Origin of the sequence: Serratia sp. JKS000199 (assembly GCF_900215455.1) — a bacterium.
GTDB classification, from domain to species: Bacteria; Pseudomonadota; Gammaproteobacteria; order Enterobacterales; family Enterobacteriaceae; genus Serratia; species Serratia ureilytica.
On sequence record NZ_LT907843.1, the window covers coordinates 3,415,426 to 3,434,153 of the forward strand.

The window sequence follows — 18,728 nt, forward strand, 5'->3', positions numbered from 1 at the left end:
GAATCGCTAGTAAAACGTTGCGAAACCCTTGCTTTATATTTTCAAGCAATACGATTTTTATTTATTTAGTGGCATATTCTCAGAAGGAAATCTGAATAATGAAGAAATATTTATTTTTAGCCCTACTACCTCTGTCGTGCACGAGCGTACTGGCCGCAAAAACAGCCAGTACGTCTGTAGATTTCTCCGGAGAAATTTATAATAACACCAGCTGCAGTATTGCTGCCAACACCAATAGCATTGATCTTGGCCGCCATTCCAGCGAAGCTTTTGATAAAGTAAATCCTGTCCAGTTGGAAGGCAACGGCATGGGCAGCATCCCGTTCACCGTAAATTGCACGGCACCGACCAACATGGGTATTGAAGTTACCAGCGCCAGCGGCGATGCCGATTATCAATATATGGACAGAAACTTCACCGCATCGCTGGCAAAAGACGCCAGTAATAAAGATATCGCCGTGCTGGGCCTTGCACTGTCAGATATCGCTATGGATGGTGAAACCGTGCGTGCGGCGCTGATTCCTGAAGGCGATGATATTTTCGATTTAACCAATGTAACTAACGGTGCAGATCACGAACAGGCGATGTTCTCTGTTGCCTCAGGTAATCGCTTTGCGGTCACATCAGATGCTAATTACGACAATATGGCGATCGGCCAGAACCTGAGCGGCACATTCAACTACCGTTCATTCCTTACCCCGCTTAGCTACATTGATGATAAAAGCATCCAAATGCAAGACAGCATTGCATTGCAAGCTTCTGTGAATCTTTCGGTTCACTACCTGTAATCACCAGGTGGGGACACTTCGCTGTTCCCACTTATTTCAGCCTCTTTGTTTGGCAAAATATCTTAACGTCCTTTGACTAGAGTTCGTTATTCTCCGCTATTCAGGAAATAAAATGAAAGGTCTCATCCATTATCTTACCGCAATATTTATATTGCTTACTCCATTTCATGGCCAAGCAACCATTAAACTGGAAAAAATAAGCCTCTTGGTCAATCAAGAGAAAGGAGAGACAACGGTAAGAGTCGATAATATCGGTAATTATCCTGTGTTGCTATTCTCATCCGTTGTTAAAAATGCATTAAGCAAGCAAGGAGAAGATCCCTTATTCATTCTTTCTCCGCCAGCCGCGCGTATTGATCCGGGTAAATCTCAGCTGGTACGCGTCATGCTTGCCGATCCCTCGGGACTTGATAAAACCCGTCAGCAAATGCGCCATATCTATTTCCAGGAAATTCCCGATATGGGAGAAAAAAGCAACCAGCTTAAGGTGAATACTCGGCATCGGGTCGTCGCTATCGCCACGCCCTCCGCGCTAGTGGAAAACAAATCTCCCTGGCAAACCTTGCATTGGCAACAAAATGGGCATTCTATACAAGTCAAAAATCTCAGCCCTTACGTTGTCAGGTTAGCCCCTACCATCACCGTACAACCCAGTAACCAGCAGTTTGTTTTAGAACAACCTTATTTGCTGCCTGGGCAAACGATCGGTACACGTAAGAGCGATAGGCTTACCATCCCCCCCTCCCGTTTGCACTTCACGCCAATCAGTAACACGGGGCGCGCCATACCCGATATCACGGTCAACCTTGCCCCAATCCAGTGAGGCAGCCTTTGAAATTGCATATACCGCTACGTCTACTGGCGTTTTGTCTGCCTATTGGCTATGCCTCGACCAGTCTGGCCGATTACGATATTGAAATGATGCGGGCACTTGGACTACCCAGTGAGATTGCTGATTACTTTTCCTCTGGCGCGAAATTTCCCGCAGGAAAACAAGCGCTATTCATCAACGTCAACGGACAAAATCATGGACGGCATGAAGTCAACATAGACAAACAAGGCGAATGGCAATACGACGCTGAACTCGTAGAAAGCCTGGGATTACACCCCTGCAAGCTCAACACTCAGGCAGAAATGCTGATGAGCCAATGTTATCAAGGCAGCCGCATCGACAATGAAACCGGTAATAATCAATTGATTTTGCTGTTGCCCGAGCGCTATATCCGTCGACAACCGGCGGACTATGAATTTGGCGGCCATGCCCTGATGCTGAATTATACCGCGAGCCGATTCGACAGCCAAAATCACAGCAGTGATTACGCGGCGTTGGAAACCGGCTTCAACAGCAACAATTGGCTGTTTCGCCATAATGGCACCTATAACAAGTCAGAACGACATCAGGGGTACACGCCTTATAATAGTTATCTGCAGCGGACATTGACGGATCACGACGCCATGATGCGTTTGGGACGAGCGACGTTATCAGATTCGCTTTACAGCGGCATTACCTTAGATGGCCTGCAATGGCTGCCTGACTCGTCGCTGTCATTGAGTCAACGCAGTGATGTGCCGGTAGTCGAAGGTATCGCCGAGAGCCAAGCCAAGGTTGAGATTTTTCAGAATGGCAGATTAGTTTACGCCACGCAGGTGCAACCGGGCACTTTCCGCCTGACCGATATCCCTGCGCAGTTCGACGCAGTCGATTTGTCCGTCACCGTCACGGAAAGCAACGGTAGCCGCAAACAATTCATCGTCCCTTATCTGACGAGCTCAGGACACTCTACTCCCCGCCAGGGCAGTTACTCCCTTGCTCTCGGGCGCACTCACAGCCTGGCAAAAAGCACAGAAATGCCTTTCATCACTGGCTCATTCTCTTTGCCATGGCTCAACCAGCACCAGGTGAGAGGGGGAAGTTTCCTCAGCCGCGATTATCGCGGCATCGCCGCCGGTTATAGCGTTGCCAATAGCGATTATCGTTTTACAGCCTTGAGCCACGTGGCGCAGTCGTCAAGCGGAAAGGGCACCAAGCTACAGCTGAATAGCGCATTACCCCTGATAAAAAACCTTAAGCTGAACGCCGGTTACAGCATCCAGTCAGAGCGATACCGCTCGCCTACACAGCTCCGTTCTCCGCGTAAAGATGACGGCGAAGGAACTTATTGGCCTGTATCGCACGGTGCATCATCTTCACACCAACGTCAAAGCTACAGCCTGGGCCTAGGCTGGCACCATAAATACATCGGAAATCTTTCTTTAGGCGTTACACGCGCTGAAGGCGGAGATAAGCAACAAAATCAACGAGTCTACGCCTTCTGGAACCGTCAATTTGGCGCAGCCACCGTTGGCGTTAGCCTGGAAAAAGAGCGCAGCCGCGAGGTTCGCGATAACGATACCAGGGTGTTCGCCACCCTTTCATTACCGCTGGGAAAAAACCGACGTTATAGCGCCAATATGATAAGCAACGGAAGAAATCGTAGCATCAGCAATTCGCTTTCCGGCCAAGCGTTGAATGGCGATCTGGCTTATGGATTCAATGCAACACAGGGCACCCAATCCAACAACGGCACCTACTCAGGCAATGTGAACTATTTGAGTCCGTTCACAACGCTTTCCGGCAGCTATAGCCATCTGTCAGAAAATCAGCAGGCATTTTACTACAGTGCCTCTGGCTCCCTGGTGGCAGACAGCAGCGGGCTAACGCTCTCACCACAGAAAATCGGCGATACCTTCGGCGTCTTGTCGATACCGGGCCTCGCCGGAGTCAGCGTGTCTACGCCAGGCGGCAAGGTGAAAACCTATGGCAAGCAAGGTAAGGCGATCATCCCAAGGCTGCGTGAGTATCAACCAAGCCTGATTAACGTAGACACAAGCACCTTACCTCCCGGTGCCGATATCGATAACGGCGTGCGCAAGATCAATCTGGCACGTGGCAGCGTTAAACATATCAATATCGATGCCATTAATACATTGCGGGCCATTGTCCAGATTAGCTATGCAGACGGCACCAAACCCGCTATCGGCAGCATGATTTTGGATGAACAACAACAAGTGGTCGCTTTTACCAATGATCAGGGCGCAGCCTTCATTGAACATCAGAAAGCGCACCGCGCGACGAACGATGCGTCTTCACAACGCTTCAGCATGAAAAACTCTTCGGGACAGGCATGTTATTTCGCAATTGCTGCAGACACCTCTTCCCGCAATCGTGCCGGCATCAGCCACTCCGAAGCAGTGTGTCGCTAAACGTTCATCGATATCAGGAGAACACATGAAAGTGATTTATTATGGGTTGGCAGCCATAGCCATCAGTTTTGGGGCTAACGCTAACTGCACGCTAACGACCACACAAAACAGCATTTATCTGGGGGAGCACAATATTGGGACACTGTCTCAGCAATCCACTCTGCTGCACAGCGCCCCATTGCAGTATCGGTTGACTTGCGATGAACCAGTGCAGTTGCAGGGGTTCACTCTGCGGGAGAATAGAAACCTGGCAGAAGGAAGCGGCGCAACCGATGCTTCTAGCTATCTCAGCCTCACGGTTGATGAATTACGCAACGGTGATGGTGAGCCCCTTTCCTTTTCACTTGCCCCCGGGCAACCACGCCAAAGACATCTACCCAACTATCGTCTATCCGTCGATCGGGAAGCATTACACATCCTTGTACCGGATAACGAGGTTGGGCAACACTTCACACTGTCATTAACAGTCTCCAGTTTCGCCGCGTCCGCGACACAACTGCGTCAACAGCAACGCGATAACATCCCGCTGTCGACCCAATTGCTGGTCAGCGCTAACTATCTTGATCCCGACGTTCGGTGAATGCGCTGACCTCGACCAGGCAGCTCATGGCGTTCGGCCCCTGCGTCAGCGGCGAGGTGCCGATATCCAGCGTCAGCACGTTCGGGTTGCCCGCCTGCTCGACCGGCCGGCGCTGCGCGTCGAAACCCGGCTCGAACCAGGCACCGGTCGCCATCAGCACCACGCCGCGCGTCACGCCATCGGTGAGCGATACCCCCGCCAGACAGCTGCCGCGCGCGTTGCTGACCAGCACTTCGGCGCCGTCCGCCACACCGCGCGGCGCCGCATCGTCCGGATGCATGTACAAGGTTTCTCGCCCGGCGGTCTTGTTGCCCTGCGCCAGCGGCGCCGGATCCATCTGGCTATGCAGGCGATCGCTCGGCTGAATGGAGATCAGGTGCAGCGGCCAGTTTTTGGCCTGCGGCGCGCCCAGCCACTCCACCGGCGGCCGCCACTGCGGATGCGGAGCGAAATCTTCGTAGCGATAGCCGGCGATCCGCTCGCTGAACAGCTCTATCTTGCCGCTGGGCGTTTGCAGCGGGTTAGCCTGCGGATCGGCGCGGAATGCGTCAAAAAATACGAACTCTTTAGCCGGCGCGGGCAGCTCGACATAGCCCCGTTGCCAGAAGGCCTCAAACTCGGGCCAGGCGACGCCGGCGCGCTGCTGCGCTGCGCCGCATTGCCGGTAGATAGCTTCGATCCAGGCCCGCTCGTCGCGATTCTCGGTAAAGCGCTCACGATAGCCGAGACGCTCCGCCAGATCGGCGAAGATATCGAAATCGTTGCGCGCCTGATGCTGCGGCGCAATGGCCTGATGCATCGCCAACACGTAGCGATCGCGCGACGAGCCGCCGATATCGTTACGCTCCAGCGAACTGGTGACCGGCAGCACGATGTCTGCCATTTTGGCCGCCGCCGTCCACCAGATATCTTGAACGATCACCGTGTCCGGCTTCTGCCAGCCCTCCACCAGCCGATTCAACTGCTGATGATGATGGAACGGGTTGCCGCCAGCCCAGTGCACCAAATGGATATCCGGATAATGCCGCGTCTCGCCGCAAAATTGATAGGCCTCACCGGGGTGCAACAGCATGTCGCAGATGCGCGCCACCGGGATCGCCAGCCCGGCCGGATTTTCGCCTACCGGCATGGTCGGCGCAGGCGTGTCCACGCGTGGATTGCCGACGCCGTTCATCGAGCCGTGGCCGAACGAGAAACCGCCGCCCGGCAGCCCCACCTGGCCCAGCATCGCCGACAGCGCGATCATCATCCAATACGGTTGCTCCCCCCGATGCGCGCGTTGCACGGAGTAGGAACAGGTGATGAAACTGCGCACTCCGATCAGTTGCCGCGCCAGCAGCGCAATGCGCGCCGCCGGAATGCCGGTAATAGCGCTAGCCCAAACGGGGGTTTTCGCCACGCCGTCACCGGCGCCGTTCAGGTAATCCGCCAGCTGTTGATAGCCCACGCAGTGGCTGTGCAGGAAGGCTTCATCCTGCGCACCCAGCCGCTGGATTTCGTAAGCCAGCGCCAGCATCAGCGCCACGTCGGTATTCGGCCGGATCGGGATCCATTCCGCGTTGACGAACTCGGGACAATCATCGCGCATCGGGCTGATGTTGACAACCGGCGTGCCCTTGCGCGCCAGCTTTTGCAGCCAGGGCTTGAGCGCATGTTCCGCCGCGCCGCCGGAAGAGACCTGAGCGTTTTTCAGCGCCAACCCGCCAAACGCCACAAACAGCTCGCAATGCTCCACCACGCTCGGCCAACTGGTGACGCGCCCGGTCAAGGGCGAGAAAGTGCCGATCACATACGGCAGAAAGAACTGCGCCGCGCCCCAGCTGTAGTTGCCCTGCTGATCGACTCCGCCGCCGCCGCTGAAGTAGAACCGCCGCACCAGCGAGCGGGCATGGTGCAGCCGCCCGGCCGACGACCAGCCATAAGAGCCGGTAAACAGCCCGGAGGCGCCGTAACGCTCGCGCACCCGGCGATTCTCCTGCGCCACCAAATCGAGCGCTAACTCCCAATCCACCTCGACGAAATCTTCCCTGCCGCGCAGCGTCCGGTCGCTGCCCTCGCGCTTTTGCAGCCACGAGCGGCGCACCGCCGGCTTGCGGATGCGTTTGTCGGAGTAGACCATCGGGACGATGGAATCGAGCAGCGGCGAAGGATCAGGATCGTCGACGAAGGGTTCACAACGGATAAGCCGGCCGTCTTCAACCACGGCGGTATAAGCGCCCCAATGGGCGAGCTGCGGATAGCGTTTAATGGACATGGCGTTCTCGGCGCAAATCGGAATGCACAGACGTTACCTCAGCCCGCCGCCAGTGCCAACGTACAAATTGCGCTATCGTTCGGTAGCAGTCGGTTATGCGTACAGACGCGAAGAGATTCTGCAACCGCCACCACAAGTTGCGCACGAGACCGCTTGCAGCCCCGGTTTTTTTCCGCAAAACTGGGGGATGTAAGCGATTACCCAGGATGTGTTGACTGATATGGCTACGATAAAGGATGTTGCCAGGCTGGCGGGTGTTTCCGTGGCCACGGTATCCCGCGTGATAAACAATTCCCCCAAGGCCAGCGAAGGGTCGCGCACTGCGGTGCAGGCCGCCATGGAACAGCTGCAGTATCACCCTAACGCCAACGCACGAGCGCTGGCGCAGCAATCCACCGAGACGCTGGGGCTGATCGTCTCCGACGTTTCCGATCCCTTCTTCGGCGCGATGGTCAAGGCGGTCGAGCAGGTGGCCTACGCCACCCACAATTTTCTGCTGATTGGCAACGGTTACCACGACGCCGAAAAAGAGCGTCAGGCGATTGAACAGCTGGTGCGGCACCGCTGCGAAGCGCTGGTGGTGCACGCCAAAAGGCTGAGCGATCAGGAACTTTGCGGCTGGATGCAACAGATCCCGGGCATGGTGCTCATCAATCGCACGCTGCCGGGGTTTGAAACGCGCTGCGTGGCGCTCGACGATCGCTACGGCGCCTGGCTGGCGACCCGACATCTGATCCAGCAAGGGCACCAGCGCATCGCTATCATCTGCTCCACCCACCAGATTTCCGACGCCACCGATCGTCTGCAAGGCTATCTCGACGCGCTGCAGGAACACGGCATTGCGGTGGATGAAAAGCTGATCGCCTACGGCGAACCGGACGAGATCGGCGGCGAACAGGCGATGACCGAATTGCTCGGCCGCGGCCGTTCGTTCTCCGCCATTACCTGCTACAACGATCCGATGGCCGCCGGCGCGCTGTCGGTGCTGAGCGATAACAGCGTCGACGTACCGGGAGAAATTTCGCTGATCGGTTTCGACGACGTGTTGATTTCGCGCTACCTGCGCCCACGCCTGACCACCATTCGCTACCCTATCGTGGCGATGGCCACCCAGGCGGCGGAGCTGGCGCTGGCGCTGGCCAACCGGCAACCGCTGCCGGAAATCACCAACATGTTCAGCCCAACGCTGGTGCGCCGCCACTCGGTCGCCACCCTCAACAACGCGCACGAACAGCCGTAATCATGCCGCCGCATGGGTGAGCCGTCACCCATGCGCTCAGATTGCGCAGCCCGCCGCATTTCTCGCTTTTGGATTTTTTCCGCTCCCTGCGTTCGTGCAGATTGTTGGCACAATAACCTTTACACTATATAGCATAAACGCTATATTCTGAGCGCATCATGTGGCAAGTGGTGACCGTCGAACGATTCGACGACTGGTTTTTGGCGCTGAACAACGCCCAGCAAACAAGCATCCTGGCGGCGATCTTCAAATTACAGACGTTCGGCCCGCAGTTGGCGCGGCCGCACGCCGATACGCTGCATTTTTCCGACGCGGCCCGGCAGTTGAGGGAGTTGCGCGTTCAACATCGCGGGCGCCCTTTCAGGGTGTTTTTCGCCTTTGACCCACAGCGGCAAGCAGTATTGCTGTGCGGTGGCGATAAAACCGGCGACAAACGCTTTTACCAGCGCATGTTGCCCATCGCTGCCATGGAATTTTCACATTATCTGGCAACCCGGAGGTAGTGCAGATGGCCAAACCGTTATCCCAACTGATCGACAAGCTCGATCCCGCCGTCGTTGCCACAGCCAGGCAAAAAGCGGACAAGGAAATTTTCGAACTGCGGCTGGCGATGTTGAGGGAAGAGCTGGCGGTCTCTCAGGTTGAATTGGCGAAGCGGCTCGGCATCAGCCAACCCTCCGTCGCCAATTTGGAAAAGCGCGGCAGCGAAATAAAGCTGTCGTCGCTCAAACGCTATATCGAGGCGATGGGCGGCACGCTGTCGCTGGATGTGCAATTGCCCAATGGCCAGCACCGCCGCATGACGCTGTGAAGCGGGCGCAAGGCGCCCGCCCGCTTATCAGATAAGTTCCAGCGCGATCAGTTCTTCGATGGTTTGGCGGCGGCGGATCAAACGCGGCTCGCCGTTTTCGAACAGCACTTCAGGCAACAGCGGACGGCTGTTGTAGTTGGAGGACATCGATGCGCCGTAGGCGCCGGTATCGTGAAACACCAGATAATCGCCGATCTGCACCGGCGGCAGCTCGCGGGTTTCCACGCCGCCGCCCGCCTGCTGGGTGAAGACGTCGCCGGATTCGCACAGCGGCCCGGCGATCACCGTGTCGCGCAGCGGTTGTTCCGAGGTGTCGCGCCCATCGGCCGGCAACAGCGAAATATGGTGATAGCTGCCGTACATCGCCGGGCGCATCAGATCGTTAAAACCGGCATCCACCAGCACAAAGTGGCGGCTGCCCATGTCTTTTACCGCCCGCACCTCGGCCACCAATACGCCCGCCTCCGCCATCAGGAAACGTCCGGGTTCAATCTCCAACTGCACCGGGTGCCCCAGATGCGCGGCGATGCGCTCACGCGCCCGGTTCCACAAACCGAAATAGTGTTCGGTATCGATCGCCTCTTCGCCGTACTGATACGGGATAGACAGACCGCCGCCGGCGGAAATGGCGCTGATGTCATGACCGAGATCGATCACCTGCTGCACCATCGCATCGCAGACGCGCTCCAGATGCTGGTAATCGACGCCGGAGCCGATATGCATATGCACGCCGATCAGCTTCAGGCCGTAGCGGCGGATCTTCTCCACCGCCTGCGGCAGGTCGGCATACCAAATGCCGTGCTTGCTGTTCTCGCCGCCGGTGTTGGTTTTCTGGCTATGGCCATGGCCAAACCCCGGATTAATGCGCAGCCACACCGGATGCCCCGCGGAAGCCTGGCCGAGCTGATCCAGCATATCGATGGAACCGGCGTTGACCGGGATCTTCAATGCGCTGACGCGCGCCAGCGTCGCGTGATCCAATACGTCCGCGGTAAACACGATATCGCTCGGCTCGCCGCCCGGCTGAAAACCGGCCTGCAGCGCCCGCTCGATTTCGCCGAGCGACACCGAATCCACCTTCACGCCCTGCTCGCGCATCAGGCGCAAAATATGAATGTTCGAACAGGCTTTCTGCGCGAAACGGATAGTGTCGAAGTGGCGCAGCTGAGCGATGCGCTGGCTGATGATGTCGGCATCATAAGCCCAGACCGGGCAACCGAAGCGCTGCGGCAAGGCCAGCAGGTTAGCGGCGTTCAACGCGGTGGAGGTGTCGTGCAATGGGCGTGGCATGGCTATATTCCCAATTCGAAAGTAACGGCAGATAAGCCCATAGTGCCGCACGCTGAATCGGGTGGAAAATATCTATTTAGCCGTAGTCTATTCATTTATGATATAGCTTTCTCTACAGTCGAGCAGCCTCGTCATGCACAGCATCTCTTTGCGGCAGATAGAAATCTTTCGGGCGGTGATGACCACCGGCAACCTGACCGAGGCGGCAGCCCTGCTGCAAACCTCGCAACCCACCGTCAGCCGTGAGCTGGCGCGCTTTGAGAAGCTGATTCGGCTGCAGCTGTTCGATCGGGTTCGCGGGCGCTTGTCCCCCACGGTGCAGGGCCTACGGCTGTTCGAAGAGGTGCAACGCTCCTATTATGGCCTCGATCGCATCGTCAACGCCGCCGCCGGCATTCGCCAGTTTCAGCAGGCGCAGCTGTCGATCGTGTGCCTGCCGGTATTTTCCCAATCGCTGCTGCCGGCGGTGTGCCGGCCCTTTATCGAACGTTACCCGGAAGTCAGCTTCAGCGTGATCCCGCAAGAATCGCCGCTGCTGGAAGAGTGGCTGTCGGCCCAGCGCCACGATCTGGGGCTGACGGAAACCACCCTGACGCCGGCGGGCACCGAGCGGGTAACGCTGATGACGTTGAATGAGGTCTGCGTGCTGCCGGCGGGCCATCCTTTGCTGGCGAAAGGCCAACTGACGCCGCAGGATTTCGCCGGGCAAAACTTTATCAGCCTGTCGAGCACCGACAGCTATCGCCACTTGCTCGATGCGCTGTTCGCCGAGCAGGGCGTCGAGCGCCGCATGGTGATGGAAACGCACAGCGCGGCGTCAGTGTGCGCCATGGTGAGAGCCGGCGTGGGGGTCTCGATCGTCAACCCGCTGACGGCGCTCGACTATGCCGGCAGCGGCGTGCACGTGCGGCCATTCAGCATCGACGTGCCGTTCACCGTCAGCCTGATACGGCCGCTGCACCGCCCTTCATCGGCGCTGGTGACGGCCTTTATCGACCATCTGCATCAACAGGCGGCACTGTTCTCCGCCCGCCTGGCCGCCGCCGTCAAACGGTGAAAACGGCGTGGGAATGTTGCCGCGGCCTTAGCGCAGCGTCGCCTGCCACTGCGGATCGCTGGCGAACCATTCCACCAGAAAGTCCAGCATGGTGCGCAAGGTGGCGGGCATTTGTCGGCGTGAGGTGTAGATGCCGTAGATACCCATCGATTGCGGCCGGTAACCCGGCAGCAGCTCCACCAGTTCGCCGCTGGCCAACAGCGGCGCCGCCGAATAGTAGGGCTGCAGGGAAATGCCCGCCCCCTGCACCGTACCGGCCATCAGCACCACCGATTCGTTGGCGCTCAGGTTGCCGCTGACCGCCACCGCCGATTTCACCCCCTGAGCGTCGAAATGCCACAGGCTTTTGCCGAAATAGGAATAAGTCAGGCAGTTGTGTAACGCCAGATCCTGCGGCTGGCGCGGCGTGCCGTGCGCCGCCAGATACGCCGGCGCGGCGCACACCACCGACGCGCAGGTGGACAGCGGCCGGGCGATCAGGTTGGGATCCAGCTCATTGGTGATGCGCAGCGCCAGATCGATGCGCTCTTCCACCAGGTTCACCGCCCGGTTGTTCATCTGCAGATCGACCGCCACCTGAGGGTGACGCTTCAGATACTGGGCGACGGCCCCCACCAGCGCCGTTTGTCCGAGCGATTGCGAACAGGTGATGCGCAGCAGGCCGCGCAGTTCGTCGCTCTGCCCTTCCTCCACCAGATCGATTTCCCCCGCCAGCGCCAACATTTGTCGGCAGCGCTCCAAAGTACGCTCACCGGCGTCGGTCAGACTAAGCTTACGGGTAGTGCGGTGCAGTAAACGCGCCCCGGCCCATTGCTCCATCTGGGCCAGGTAGCGAGTGACCATCGCGCGCGACATCTCCAGCGTTTCCGCAGCGGCGATCATGCTGCCGCGATCGACGATGGTGACAAAAACCTCAGCGGCGGTAATGCGATCCATGATTAGTCCGATTTATGCAACGAATAATTGCTTATTATCCGGTTTTTCTATCGCTTTATGCAACCTAACATCATTACAACATTAACCGATACCTAAGGACCTCTGCCCATGTTTAAGAAATCACTGTTAACTCTGGCCTTCACCGGCGTCGCCACCCTGAGCACCTACGCCACTGCTGCCGATACCCTGACCATGGAAGTGTATAACCCGGGCGAGAAAAGCGTGTTCCCGGTGTCTTCCGAAATCGTCAGCGGCAAACACGAAGTGGCGCTGATCGACGCACAGTTCCAGCGCAACGATGCCGAAGAGCTGGTGAAAAAGATCAAGGCGACCGGCAAGAAACTGACCACCGTCTACATCAGCCACTCAGATCCGGATTTCTATTTCGGTCTGGACGTGATTAAGGCCGCTTTCCCGGAGGCGAAAATCATCGCTTCGCCTGGCACCATCAAGGACATTAACGCCACCAAAGACGGCAAAATCGCCTACTGGGGCCCAATCCTGAAAGACAACGCGCCGAAAACCGTGATCGTGCCGCAGCCGCTGCAGGGCGACAGCTTCACCATCGACGGCCAGAAAGTGGAAGTGAAAGGCCTGAACGGCCCGACCCCGGATCGCACCTTCGTGTGGATCCCGGCGCTGAAAGCGGTCGTGGGCGGCGTGGCGGTCGCCGGTGACAATATCCATCCGTGGATCGCCGATAACCAGAGCGTAGAATCGCGCCAGCACTGGCAGCAGACGCTGAAAAACATCGAAGCGCTGAAGCCGCAGGTCGTCGTGCCGGGCCACTTCCTGCCGGGTGCCGCACAGACACTGGCATCGGTGCACTTTACCCAAAAATACCTGACCACGCTGGAAGCCGAACTGCCGAAAGCCAAGGATTCCGCCGCGCTGATTGAAGCGATGAAAAAGCACTACCCGACGCTGAAAGACGAATCGAGCCTGGAACTGAGCGCGAAAGTGCTGAAAGGCGAGATGAAGTGGCCGCAATAAGCGCCCGTGCGTGATTGAACCAGCCCTGGCGCCGCGGCGGCTTGCCGCGCGCCAAGCGAGGAGTAAAAATGACCGAAACCACTCTGCATTACATTTTCGATCCGCTGTGCGGTTGGTGCTACGGCGCCGCACCGCTGGTGAAAGCGGCTCAGAGCCTCCCCGGGCTGAAGGTCGTGCCGCACGCCGGCGGCATGATGACCGGCAACAACCGCCGTCAGATCACCGACGAATGGCGCAACTACGTCATTCCGCACGACAAGCGCATCGCCGAGATGACGGGCCAGCCTTTCGGCGAAGCCTATTTCAACGGCCTGCTGCGCGACACCACGGCGGTGATGGATTCCGAGCCGCCGATCACGGCTATCCTGGCGGCGGAAAAACTGGCGGGACGCGGGCTGGACATGCTGCACCGCATTCAGCAGGCGCACTATCAGGAAGGGCGACGCATCGCCGACACGCCGGTGCTGGAAGCGTTGGCGAAAGAGCTGGGGTTGCCTTCGGCGGCGTTTATCGCCGAAATGCGCTTCAACAGCGGTGCGCCGACCGCGCAACACATCGCGGAAAGCCGGGCGCTGCTGGCCAAAGTGCAGGGCCAAGGCTTCCCGACCTTTGCGCTGCAGGATAGCGAGGGCCAGCTGCATCTGCTGCCGGCCGGCAATTATCTGGGCAATGTGGAAGCCTGGAAGAATCTGTTGGGCGCCGCCGCGCTGGCGTAACCCTTCTCGCCCCGGCCACCGGGGCGGGTCATTCGACCCGCACGAACCGCCCTTCCGCCCGCACATTGTGGCCGAACCCGCAATCCCCCCGCGTATGCATCTCCAGCGCTTGCTCGCCAAACGCCATCGTCACGTCGCAGACCTGCGCGCTTTCCGAGTCATGTTGATGGTAGACGGCCTTGCCGTGCTCAATGGGCAGCTCGGCGGTGAAGTCGCCCATGTTCGGGCCGTAATACAGCCCCATCTGCGGCATGGCGTAGCCGGAAAAATCGATCAGCCAGCGCTCGCCCTGCGGCTTCACCACCACTTCGCTCCACACCCCGCGCCCGGCGTATTGCCAGTACACGCCGCCCGGCCCCTGCGGCTGCGGCCGCTGCGCCAGGCGTTGGCGCAACAGACTCATGTTGTGCTGCGATTTGTCATCGTGCGGCGCCAGCGCCAGATAGGCCTGCGCCTTGAGCAATTCGCCGGCGTGCATCAGCGACAGCGCCACGTTGTTGTAAGCCGTGGCGACAGCCTGCTCGCTCAGACCGCAAAACTCGCTCCAGGCCGCCTGATCGCGAAAAATGTCGGCGGCTTTGGCGTAATCCTGGCGCTGATAGGCCTTTTTTCCCAGTTCGGCGTAGCTCGCCACCTTTTGGCAGTCGGCGGCGATGTCCGGCTCGTCAATGTGCGCCCAGGCCCGGGCGCTGGCGAAGACACCGCAGGTCAGCAACAGGGGAAACCAAGCCTTCATCGTTTATCCTTTCTGCAAAAATTCGGCGCCAGTATAACCGCCCGGCGCCGGAGTGTATGCCGCAATTGCGCTCACCTGCGCGCCGCCGGCGATTCAGCCGCCTTATTTCAAACGGTTAGCGGAGTCAAAACTGCTTACAGTCGCGGTTTGTTTGTTACCGGCCCGCAGCCCATGCTGAACAAAATACCGCAATTAACGAGCCGTTATGAACGCAACCCCCTTGCAGAGACACGCCATTTGGCAGTTGATCAAACCCTTTTGGGTGTCGGAGGAACGATGGCGCGCCTGGATGATGCTGATCGCCATCGTCGTCCTGTCGCTCGGCCTGGTCTATATCAGCGTGCAGATCAACCAGTGGAACCAGGTGTTCTACGACGCGCTGCAGAACAAAAACTACCCGGTATTCAAGGCGCAGCTGTGGCGCTTTACCTATCTGGCGCTGATCTTCATCGTGCTGGCGGTCTACAAGATCTACCTGACTCAGGGGCTGCAGATGCGCTGGCGGCGCTGGATGACGGAAAGGTTCATGGGAAAATGGCTGGCGCACCAGGCGTATTACCACACCGAGCAGCAGCAGATCGTCGATAACCCCGATCAGCGTATCGCTGAAGATCTCAACGTGCTGACCCAATATACCCTGTCGCTGTCGCTCGGGCTGCTCTCCAGCCTGGTGACGCTGTTTTCCTTTATCGACATTTTATGGCATGTCAGCGGGCCGATGACCTTCGCGCTCGGGCAACACGCCATCACCTTGCCCGGCTATATGGTGTGGTTCGCGCTGCTGTATGCGGTGTTGGGATCGCTGCTGATCTGGTGGGTCGGCAAACCGCTGGTCATGCTGGGCTTTAACCAGGAGCGGTATGAGGCGAACTTCCGTTTCGGCCTGATCCGCATCCGCGAAAACAACGACGCCATTGCGCTGTACCACGGCGAACCGCGCGAGGCGCAGCAGTTGGGTGACCGTTTCGACACCATTCGCAGCAACTGGTGGGCGATCATGCGCATCACCCGGCGGCTCAACATCGCCACCAACTTCTACGGCCAGTTCGCCATCGTGTTTCCCCTGCTGGTGGCGGCGCCGCGCTACTTCTCCGGCGCCATCCAGATGGGCGGCCTGATGCAGATCGCCTCGGCCTTCGGCCAGGTGCAGGGCGCGCTGTCGTGGTTTATCGACGCGTTTAACGATTTGGCGACCTGGAAAGCCTGCGTTAACCGTCTGGCCGGCTTCAACGCCGCCGTCGATCAGGTTCACCATCAGCCGCGCGGCATTCAACTGCGGGAGGAGACCGCCCATCCGTTAACGCTGGACAACCTCAGCCTGCACTTGCCCGACGGCCAGCCGCTGCTGACCGGCGCCGAGATGACGCTGCAACGCGGCGATCGCCTGCTGATCGTCGGGCCTTCCGGCTGCGGCAAGTCAACGCTGCTGCGCGCCATCGCCGGTATCTGGCCTTACGGCGCGGGCGCCATCGGGGTAGCGGGCAACGCCAACATGCTGTTCCTGCCGCAGCGCAGCTACATTCCGATCGGCACGCTGCGCGAAGCGCTGAGCTACCCGAGCCTGGCGTCGGAATACAGCGACGCGCAGCTGATGCGGGTGCTGGAAAACTGCCGCCTGAAGCACCTGCAGCGTTGGCTGGACACCTCCGCCAACTGGAGCCATCGCCTGTCGCCGGGCGAGCAACAGCGGCTAGCCTTCGCCCGCGCCCTGTTGATTCGCCCGAGCATCCTGTTCCTCGACGAGGCCACCAGCGCGCTGGACGACGAAACCGAGCAACTGATGTACTGCCTGCTGGTGGATGAACTGCCGGACGTGACGCTGGTCAGCGTGGCGCACCGCAACAGCGTGGCGAAATACCACCAGACCTGCTGGCGCTTCAGCCGCGGCGAAGACCAACCGGCGCGTCTGGCGCTGAGCCCGTTGCCGGCCTAACTCACGGAGCCGGGCGCGCCCGCGCCCGGTTTTCGTTCAGATGCCGTCGGCCTGCGCGTCTTCGCACTTCACTCGGCGGCGTTCATGCCACAGGCTGGTCAGGCCGCGTTTACCGCACGCCAGCGCCACCTCGCGAAATTCATCCAGGCTCAGTCCGTCACGCTCCAGCATCATTTCCGCCGCCAGCTGCATGTTGACGCCGGTCAGCACTTCGCAATCACCCCGCGCATCCGCCAGTTCACAGGCGCTGCGAAAAGGCGAACCGCCGAGCATGTCGGTCAGGAACACCACGCCGTCCGGCTGCGCCACCGCGACCAGCGCCGAGCGTAAGGCATCCCTGAGCTGCGCGGTGCTCATCTGTTCGGGGAAATCGACCGCCGCGCAATGTCGCTGCGGCCCCACCACCTGTTCCACCGCCTGCAGCAGCCCGGAGGCAAAGCCGCCGTGGCCGGTAATCACAATGCCTGGCATATCCCGCTCCTCATAAAATGCCGATAAATTTGCCCGCCACGCCGATCGCTACCGTGACGCCAATCAGCTTCACCGGCGAGAATCCGCGCTTCATCAGGAAGAAAATGAGCAGCGTGAAGCACAGCGGCAGCAAGTTGGGCATCAACTTGTCCAGCACGTCGGTCTGCAGTGCCACGCTGGCCTTGCCGGCATGCATCACCAGCGGCGTGGACAGGTGCACGTACGAGGCCACCAGCGCGCCGATCACCGTCATGCCGACAATGGAAGCGGCGTGAGAAATGCGCCGCGTATGGGTCTTCAGCAGCGCCAGCGCGCTGGTGCCGGCCTGATAGCCGTAGTGCGCCAGCCCAAAACGCAGGCCGAAGTGGAACAGGTTGAACAGCAGCAGGAAGACGATCGGCCCGAACAGGCTGCCCTCCAATGCCAGCGAAGCGCCTATGCCGGCGCAGATTGGCAACAGCGTCAGCCAAAACAGCGCGTCGCCGATACCGCCGAGCGGCCCCATCAGCGCCACTTTCACCGCGCGAATGGTGGAGATCTTTTCCTTGTTCTGCTCCATCGCCAGCACCAGTCCGGACAGGAAGGTGACGTCGAACGGGTGCACGTTGATAAATTCCATGTGCATCTTCATCGAGTTGGCCAGATCCTGCGGGTTGCGGTGGATCTTGCGCAGCGCGGGGATCAGCTGATACAGCCAGCCGCCCGCCTGCATGCGCTCGTAGTTGAACGACGCCTGCAGCAGCAGCGAACGCCAGGCCATGCGGTTGATGTCGCCGCGCGTCAGCGCTTCGGCGGGCCGGCTGTCCAGATAGTCGTCCTGCTCCACCTGGCTGGTGGCCAGCGCCTGCGCCATACGCTGCTCGGCCTTTTGCGCCAGCAGATCGTCGGAATCGTTAAATGCCATCTTCGGCGTCCTCCTGCGGAGCGGGCCGGGCCGTCGCCTCTGCCGCGCCGCGTTGCGTGTTGAAGAAATCAATCAAAGCGATCGCCAGGGCGCCCAGCGCCACCGCCAGGATCGGCAGCTTGAGAAACGTGACCGAGATGAAACCGAGGATAAAATAGGCTACGTAGGTTTTTTTCATCATCACCTTCATCAGCAGCGAGAAACCGATCGCCGGCATCATGCCGCCCGCCACCGCCAGCCCGTCCAGCAGCCAGCCCGGCGCTTTCTGCACCATGGCGCTGGCTGCATCGGCGCCGAAGTAAATCGGCAGGAATGCCACCACGAAATAGAAGATGAACAGAATGCCGATGCCGAGATAGTTCACCCGTTCAATGCCGCGCCAGTTCAGCGCTTTCACCATGCGATCGCAGCGGTGCATCATCGGTGAGAACAACGTAAACAGCAGCGTGATGCAGCCCTGCACCGCGATCGAGAACGGCACCGCCACGCCGATCGCCACTTTAGGATCGGCTTTGGTCAGAATGGCGAATGCGGTGCCGATCACCCCGCCGATCACCACGTTAGGCGGTTGGGCTCCCGCCAACGGCACCATCCCCATCCACACCAGCTCCAGCGTGCCACCCACCAGCAACCCGGTATAGACATCGCCCAAAATCAGCCCCACCAGCGGCCCCATCACTACCGGCCGGTGGAAGTGGGTCAGACCGTCGAACAGGTCAACCCCCGCCAGCCCGGCCAACAGCGCAATCAATAACGCATCCGTCAACATGCTTTCC

18 protein-coding genes are annotated in these 18,728 nt (G+C 59.1%); 11 read left to right on the forward strand and 7 right to left on the reverse strand.

Annotation, left to right across the window (positions count from 1 at the left end; genetic code table 11):
- The first annotated feature begins 98 nt into the window (after positions 1 to 98).
- The 4 genes from CPH57_RS16310 to CPH57_RS16325 all read left to right on the forward strand — a co-directional run bounded on the left by CPH57_RS16310 (position 99) and on the right by CPH57_RS16325 (position 4,611).
- On the forward strand, positions 99 to 788 hold the full coding sequence (locus tag CPH57_RS16310; protein ID WP_127897171.1) for a hypothetical protein: 690 nt from the start codon (positions 99 to 101) through the stop codon (positions 786 to 788).
- A gap of 112 nt (positions 789 to 900) precedes the next feature.
- Positions 901 to 1,611 (forward strand): fimbria/pilus periplasmic chaperone, encoded by a 711-nt coding sequence (locus tag CPH57_RS16315; RefSeq protein WP_046687730.1) that lies wholly within the window; start codon positions 901 to 903, stop codon positions 1,609 to 1,611.
- An 8-nt stretch (positions 1,612 to 1,619) separates the two neighbouring features.
- Positions 1,620 to 4,031, forward strand: a complete 2,412-nt coding sequence (locus tag CPH57_RS16320) for a fimbria/pilus outer membrane usher protein (protein ID WP_046687731.1) — start codon at positions 1,620 to 1,622, stop codon at positions 4,029 to 4,031.
- A gap of 25 nt (positions 4,032 to 4,056) precedes the next feature.
- Positions 4,057 to 4,611, forward strand: coding sequence for a hypothetical protein (locus CPH57_RS16325; RefSeq protein ID WP_046687732.1), 555 nt, complete (start codon positions 4,057 to 4,059; stop codon positions 4,609 to 4,611).
- Here the strand turns inward: CPH57_RS16325 and CPH57_RS16330 are convergent.
- The gene (locus tag CPH57_RS16330; protein ID WP_046687733.1) at positions 4,583 to 6,865 is read right to left on the reverse strand and encodes a molybdopterin guanine dinucleotide-containing S/N-oxide reductase; all 2,283 of its coding nucleotides are present in this window, start codon (positions 6,863 to 6,865) and stop codon (positions 4,583 to 4,585) included. The genes CPH57_RS16325 and CPH57_RS16330 overlap by 29 nt on opposite strands.
- A 220-nt stretch (positions 6,866 to 7,085) precedes the next feature.
- Here CPH57_RS16330 and galR point away from each other — a divergent pair, with 220 nt between their 5' ends.
- From galR to CPH57_RS16345, 3 genes are all read left to right on the forward strand, one after another.
- A complete protein-coding gene (galR, locus tag CPH57_RS16335; protein ID WP_033652132.1) occupies positions 7,086 to 8,105 on the forward strand; it encodes an HTH-type transcriptional regulator GalR in 1,020 nt (339 codons plus the stop codon).
- Positions 8,106 to 8,263: 158 nt separating this feature from the next.
- Complete coding sequence (locus CPH57_RS16340; protein WP_089195112.1) at positions 8,264 to 8,608, forward strand: type II toxin-antitoxin system RelE/ParE family toxin; 345 nt, start codon at positions 8,264 to 8,266, stop codon at positions 8,606 to 8,608.
- Positions 8,609 to 8,613: 5 nt separating this feature from the next.
- Positions 8,614 to 8,916 carry a helix-turn-helix domain-containing protein gene (locus CPH57_RS16345; RefSeq protein ID WP_038878665.1) on the forward strand — a complete coding sequence of 101 codons (303 nt, stop codon included), beginning with the start codon at positions 8,614 to 8,616 and terminating at the stop codon, positions 8,914 to 8,916.
- Positions 8,917 to 8,943: 27 nt separating this feature from the next.
- Here the strand turns inward: CPH57_RS16345 and lysA are convergent, their stop codons facing one another.
- Entirely contained in the window at positions 8,944 to 10,206 is a 1,263-nt protein-coding gene (gene lysA / locus CPH57_RS16350) for a diaminopimelate decarboxylase (protein WP_033644838.1), read from the reverse strand.
- A 133-nt stretch (positions 10,207 to 10,339) separates the two neighbouring features.
- On the opposite strand from lysA, the gene CPH57_RS16355 reads away from it, so the two are divergent.
- The gene (locus CPH57_RS16355; protein WP_047026615.1) at positions 10,340 to 11,263 is read left to right on the forward strand and encodes a LysR family transcriptional regulator; all 924 of its coding nucleotides are present in this window, start codon (positions 10,340 to 10,342) and stop codon (positions 11,261 to 11,263) included.
- 27 nt (positions 11,264 to 11,290) lie between these two features.
- On the opposite strand, the gene CPH57_RS16360 is transcribed toward CPH57_RS16355, so the two are convergent.
- Positions 11,291 to 12,199, reverse strand: a complete 909-nt coding sequence (locus tag CPH57_RS16360) for a LysR family transcriptional regulator (RefSeq protein ID WP_033644836.1) — start codon at positions 12,197 to 12,199, stop codon at positions 11,291 to 11,293.
- 108 nt (positions 12,200 to 12,307) lie between these two features.
- Here CPH57_RS16360 and CPH57_RS16365 point away from each other — a divergent pair, with 108 nt between their 5' ends.
- Positions 12,308 to 13,192, forward strand: a complete 885-nt coding sequence (locus CPH57_RS16365; protein ID WP_047026616.1) for an MBL fold metallo-hydrolase — start codon at positions 12,308 to 12,310, stop codon at positions 13,190 to 13,192.
- A 68-nt stretch (positions 13,193 to 13,260) separates the two neighbouring features.
- Positions 13,261 to 13,908 carry a DsbA family protein gene (locus tag CPH57_RS16370; protein WP_033644834.1) on the forward strand — a complete coding sequence of 216 codons (648 nt, stop codon included), beginning with the start codon at positions 13,261 to 13,263 and terminating at the stop codon, positions 13,906 to 13,908.
- 28 nt (positions 13,909 to 13,936) lie between these two features.
- Here CPH57_RS16370 and CPH57_RS16375 read toward each other — a convergent pair whose 3' ends face one another.
- Positions 13,937 to 14,644, reverse strand: a complete 708-nt coding sequence (locus CPH57_RS16375; RefSeq protein WP_033644832.1) for a hypothetical protein — start codon at positions 14,642 to 14,644, stop codon at positions 13,937 to 13,939.
- A 205-nt stretch (positions 14,645 to 14,849) separates the two neighbouring features.
- Here CPH57_RS16375 and CPH57_RS16380 point away from each other — a divergent pair, with 205 nt between their 5' ends.
- Positions 14,850 to 16,577: an ABC transporter ATP-binding protein/permease gene (locus CPH57_RS16380; protein WP_096242561.1), complete on the forward strand. Its 1,728-nt coding sequence runs from the start codon at positions 14,850 to 14,852 to the stop codon at positions 16,575 to 16,577.
- A gap of 36 nt (positions 16,578 to 16,613) precedes the next feature.
- Here the strand turns inward: CPH57_RS16380 and agaF are convergent, their stop codons facing one another.
- Genes agaF through agaW form a run of 3 tightly spaced genes read right to left on the reverse strand, consistent with a single transcriptional unit; the run spans position 16,614 to position 18,721 of the window.
- Entirely contained in the window at positions 16,614 to 17,048 is a 435-nt protein-coding gene (gene agaF, locus CPH57_RS16385; protein ID WP_033644830.1) for a PTS galactosamine/N-acetylgalactosamine transporter subunit IIA, read from the reverse strand.
- A gap of 10 nt (positions 17,049 to 17,058) precedes the next feature.
- On the reverse strand, positions 17,059 to 17,952 hold the full coding sequence (locus tag CPH57_RS16390; RefSeq protein ID WP_033644827.1) for a PTS system mannose/fructose/sorbose family transporter subunit IID: 894 nt from the start codon (positions 17,950 to 17,952) through the stop codon (positions 17,059 to 17,061).
- The gene (gene agaW, locus CPH57_RS16395) at positions 17,942 to 18,721 is read right to left on the reverse strand and encodes a PTS N-acetylgalactosamine transporter subunit IIC (RefSeq protein WP_033644826.1); all 780 of its coding nucleotides are present in this window, start codon (positions 18,719 to 18,721) and stop codon (positions 17,942 to 17,944) included. The genes CPH57_RS16390 and agaW overlap by 11 nt, the downstream gene beginning before the upstream one ends.
- Positions 18,722 to 18,728: the final 7 nt, after the last annotated feature.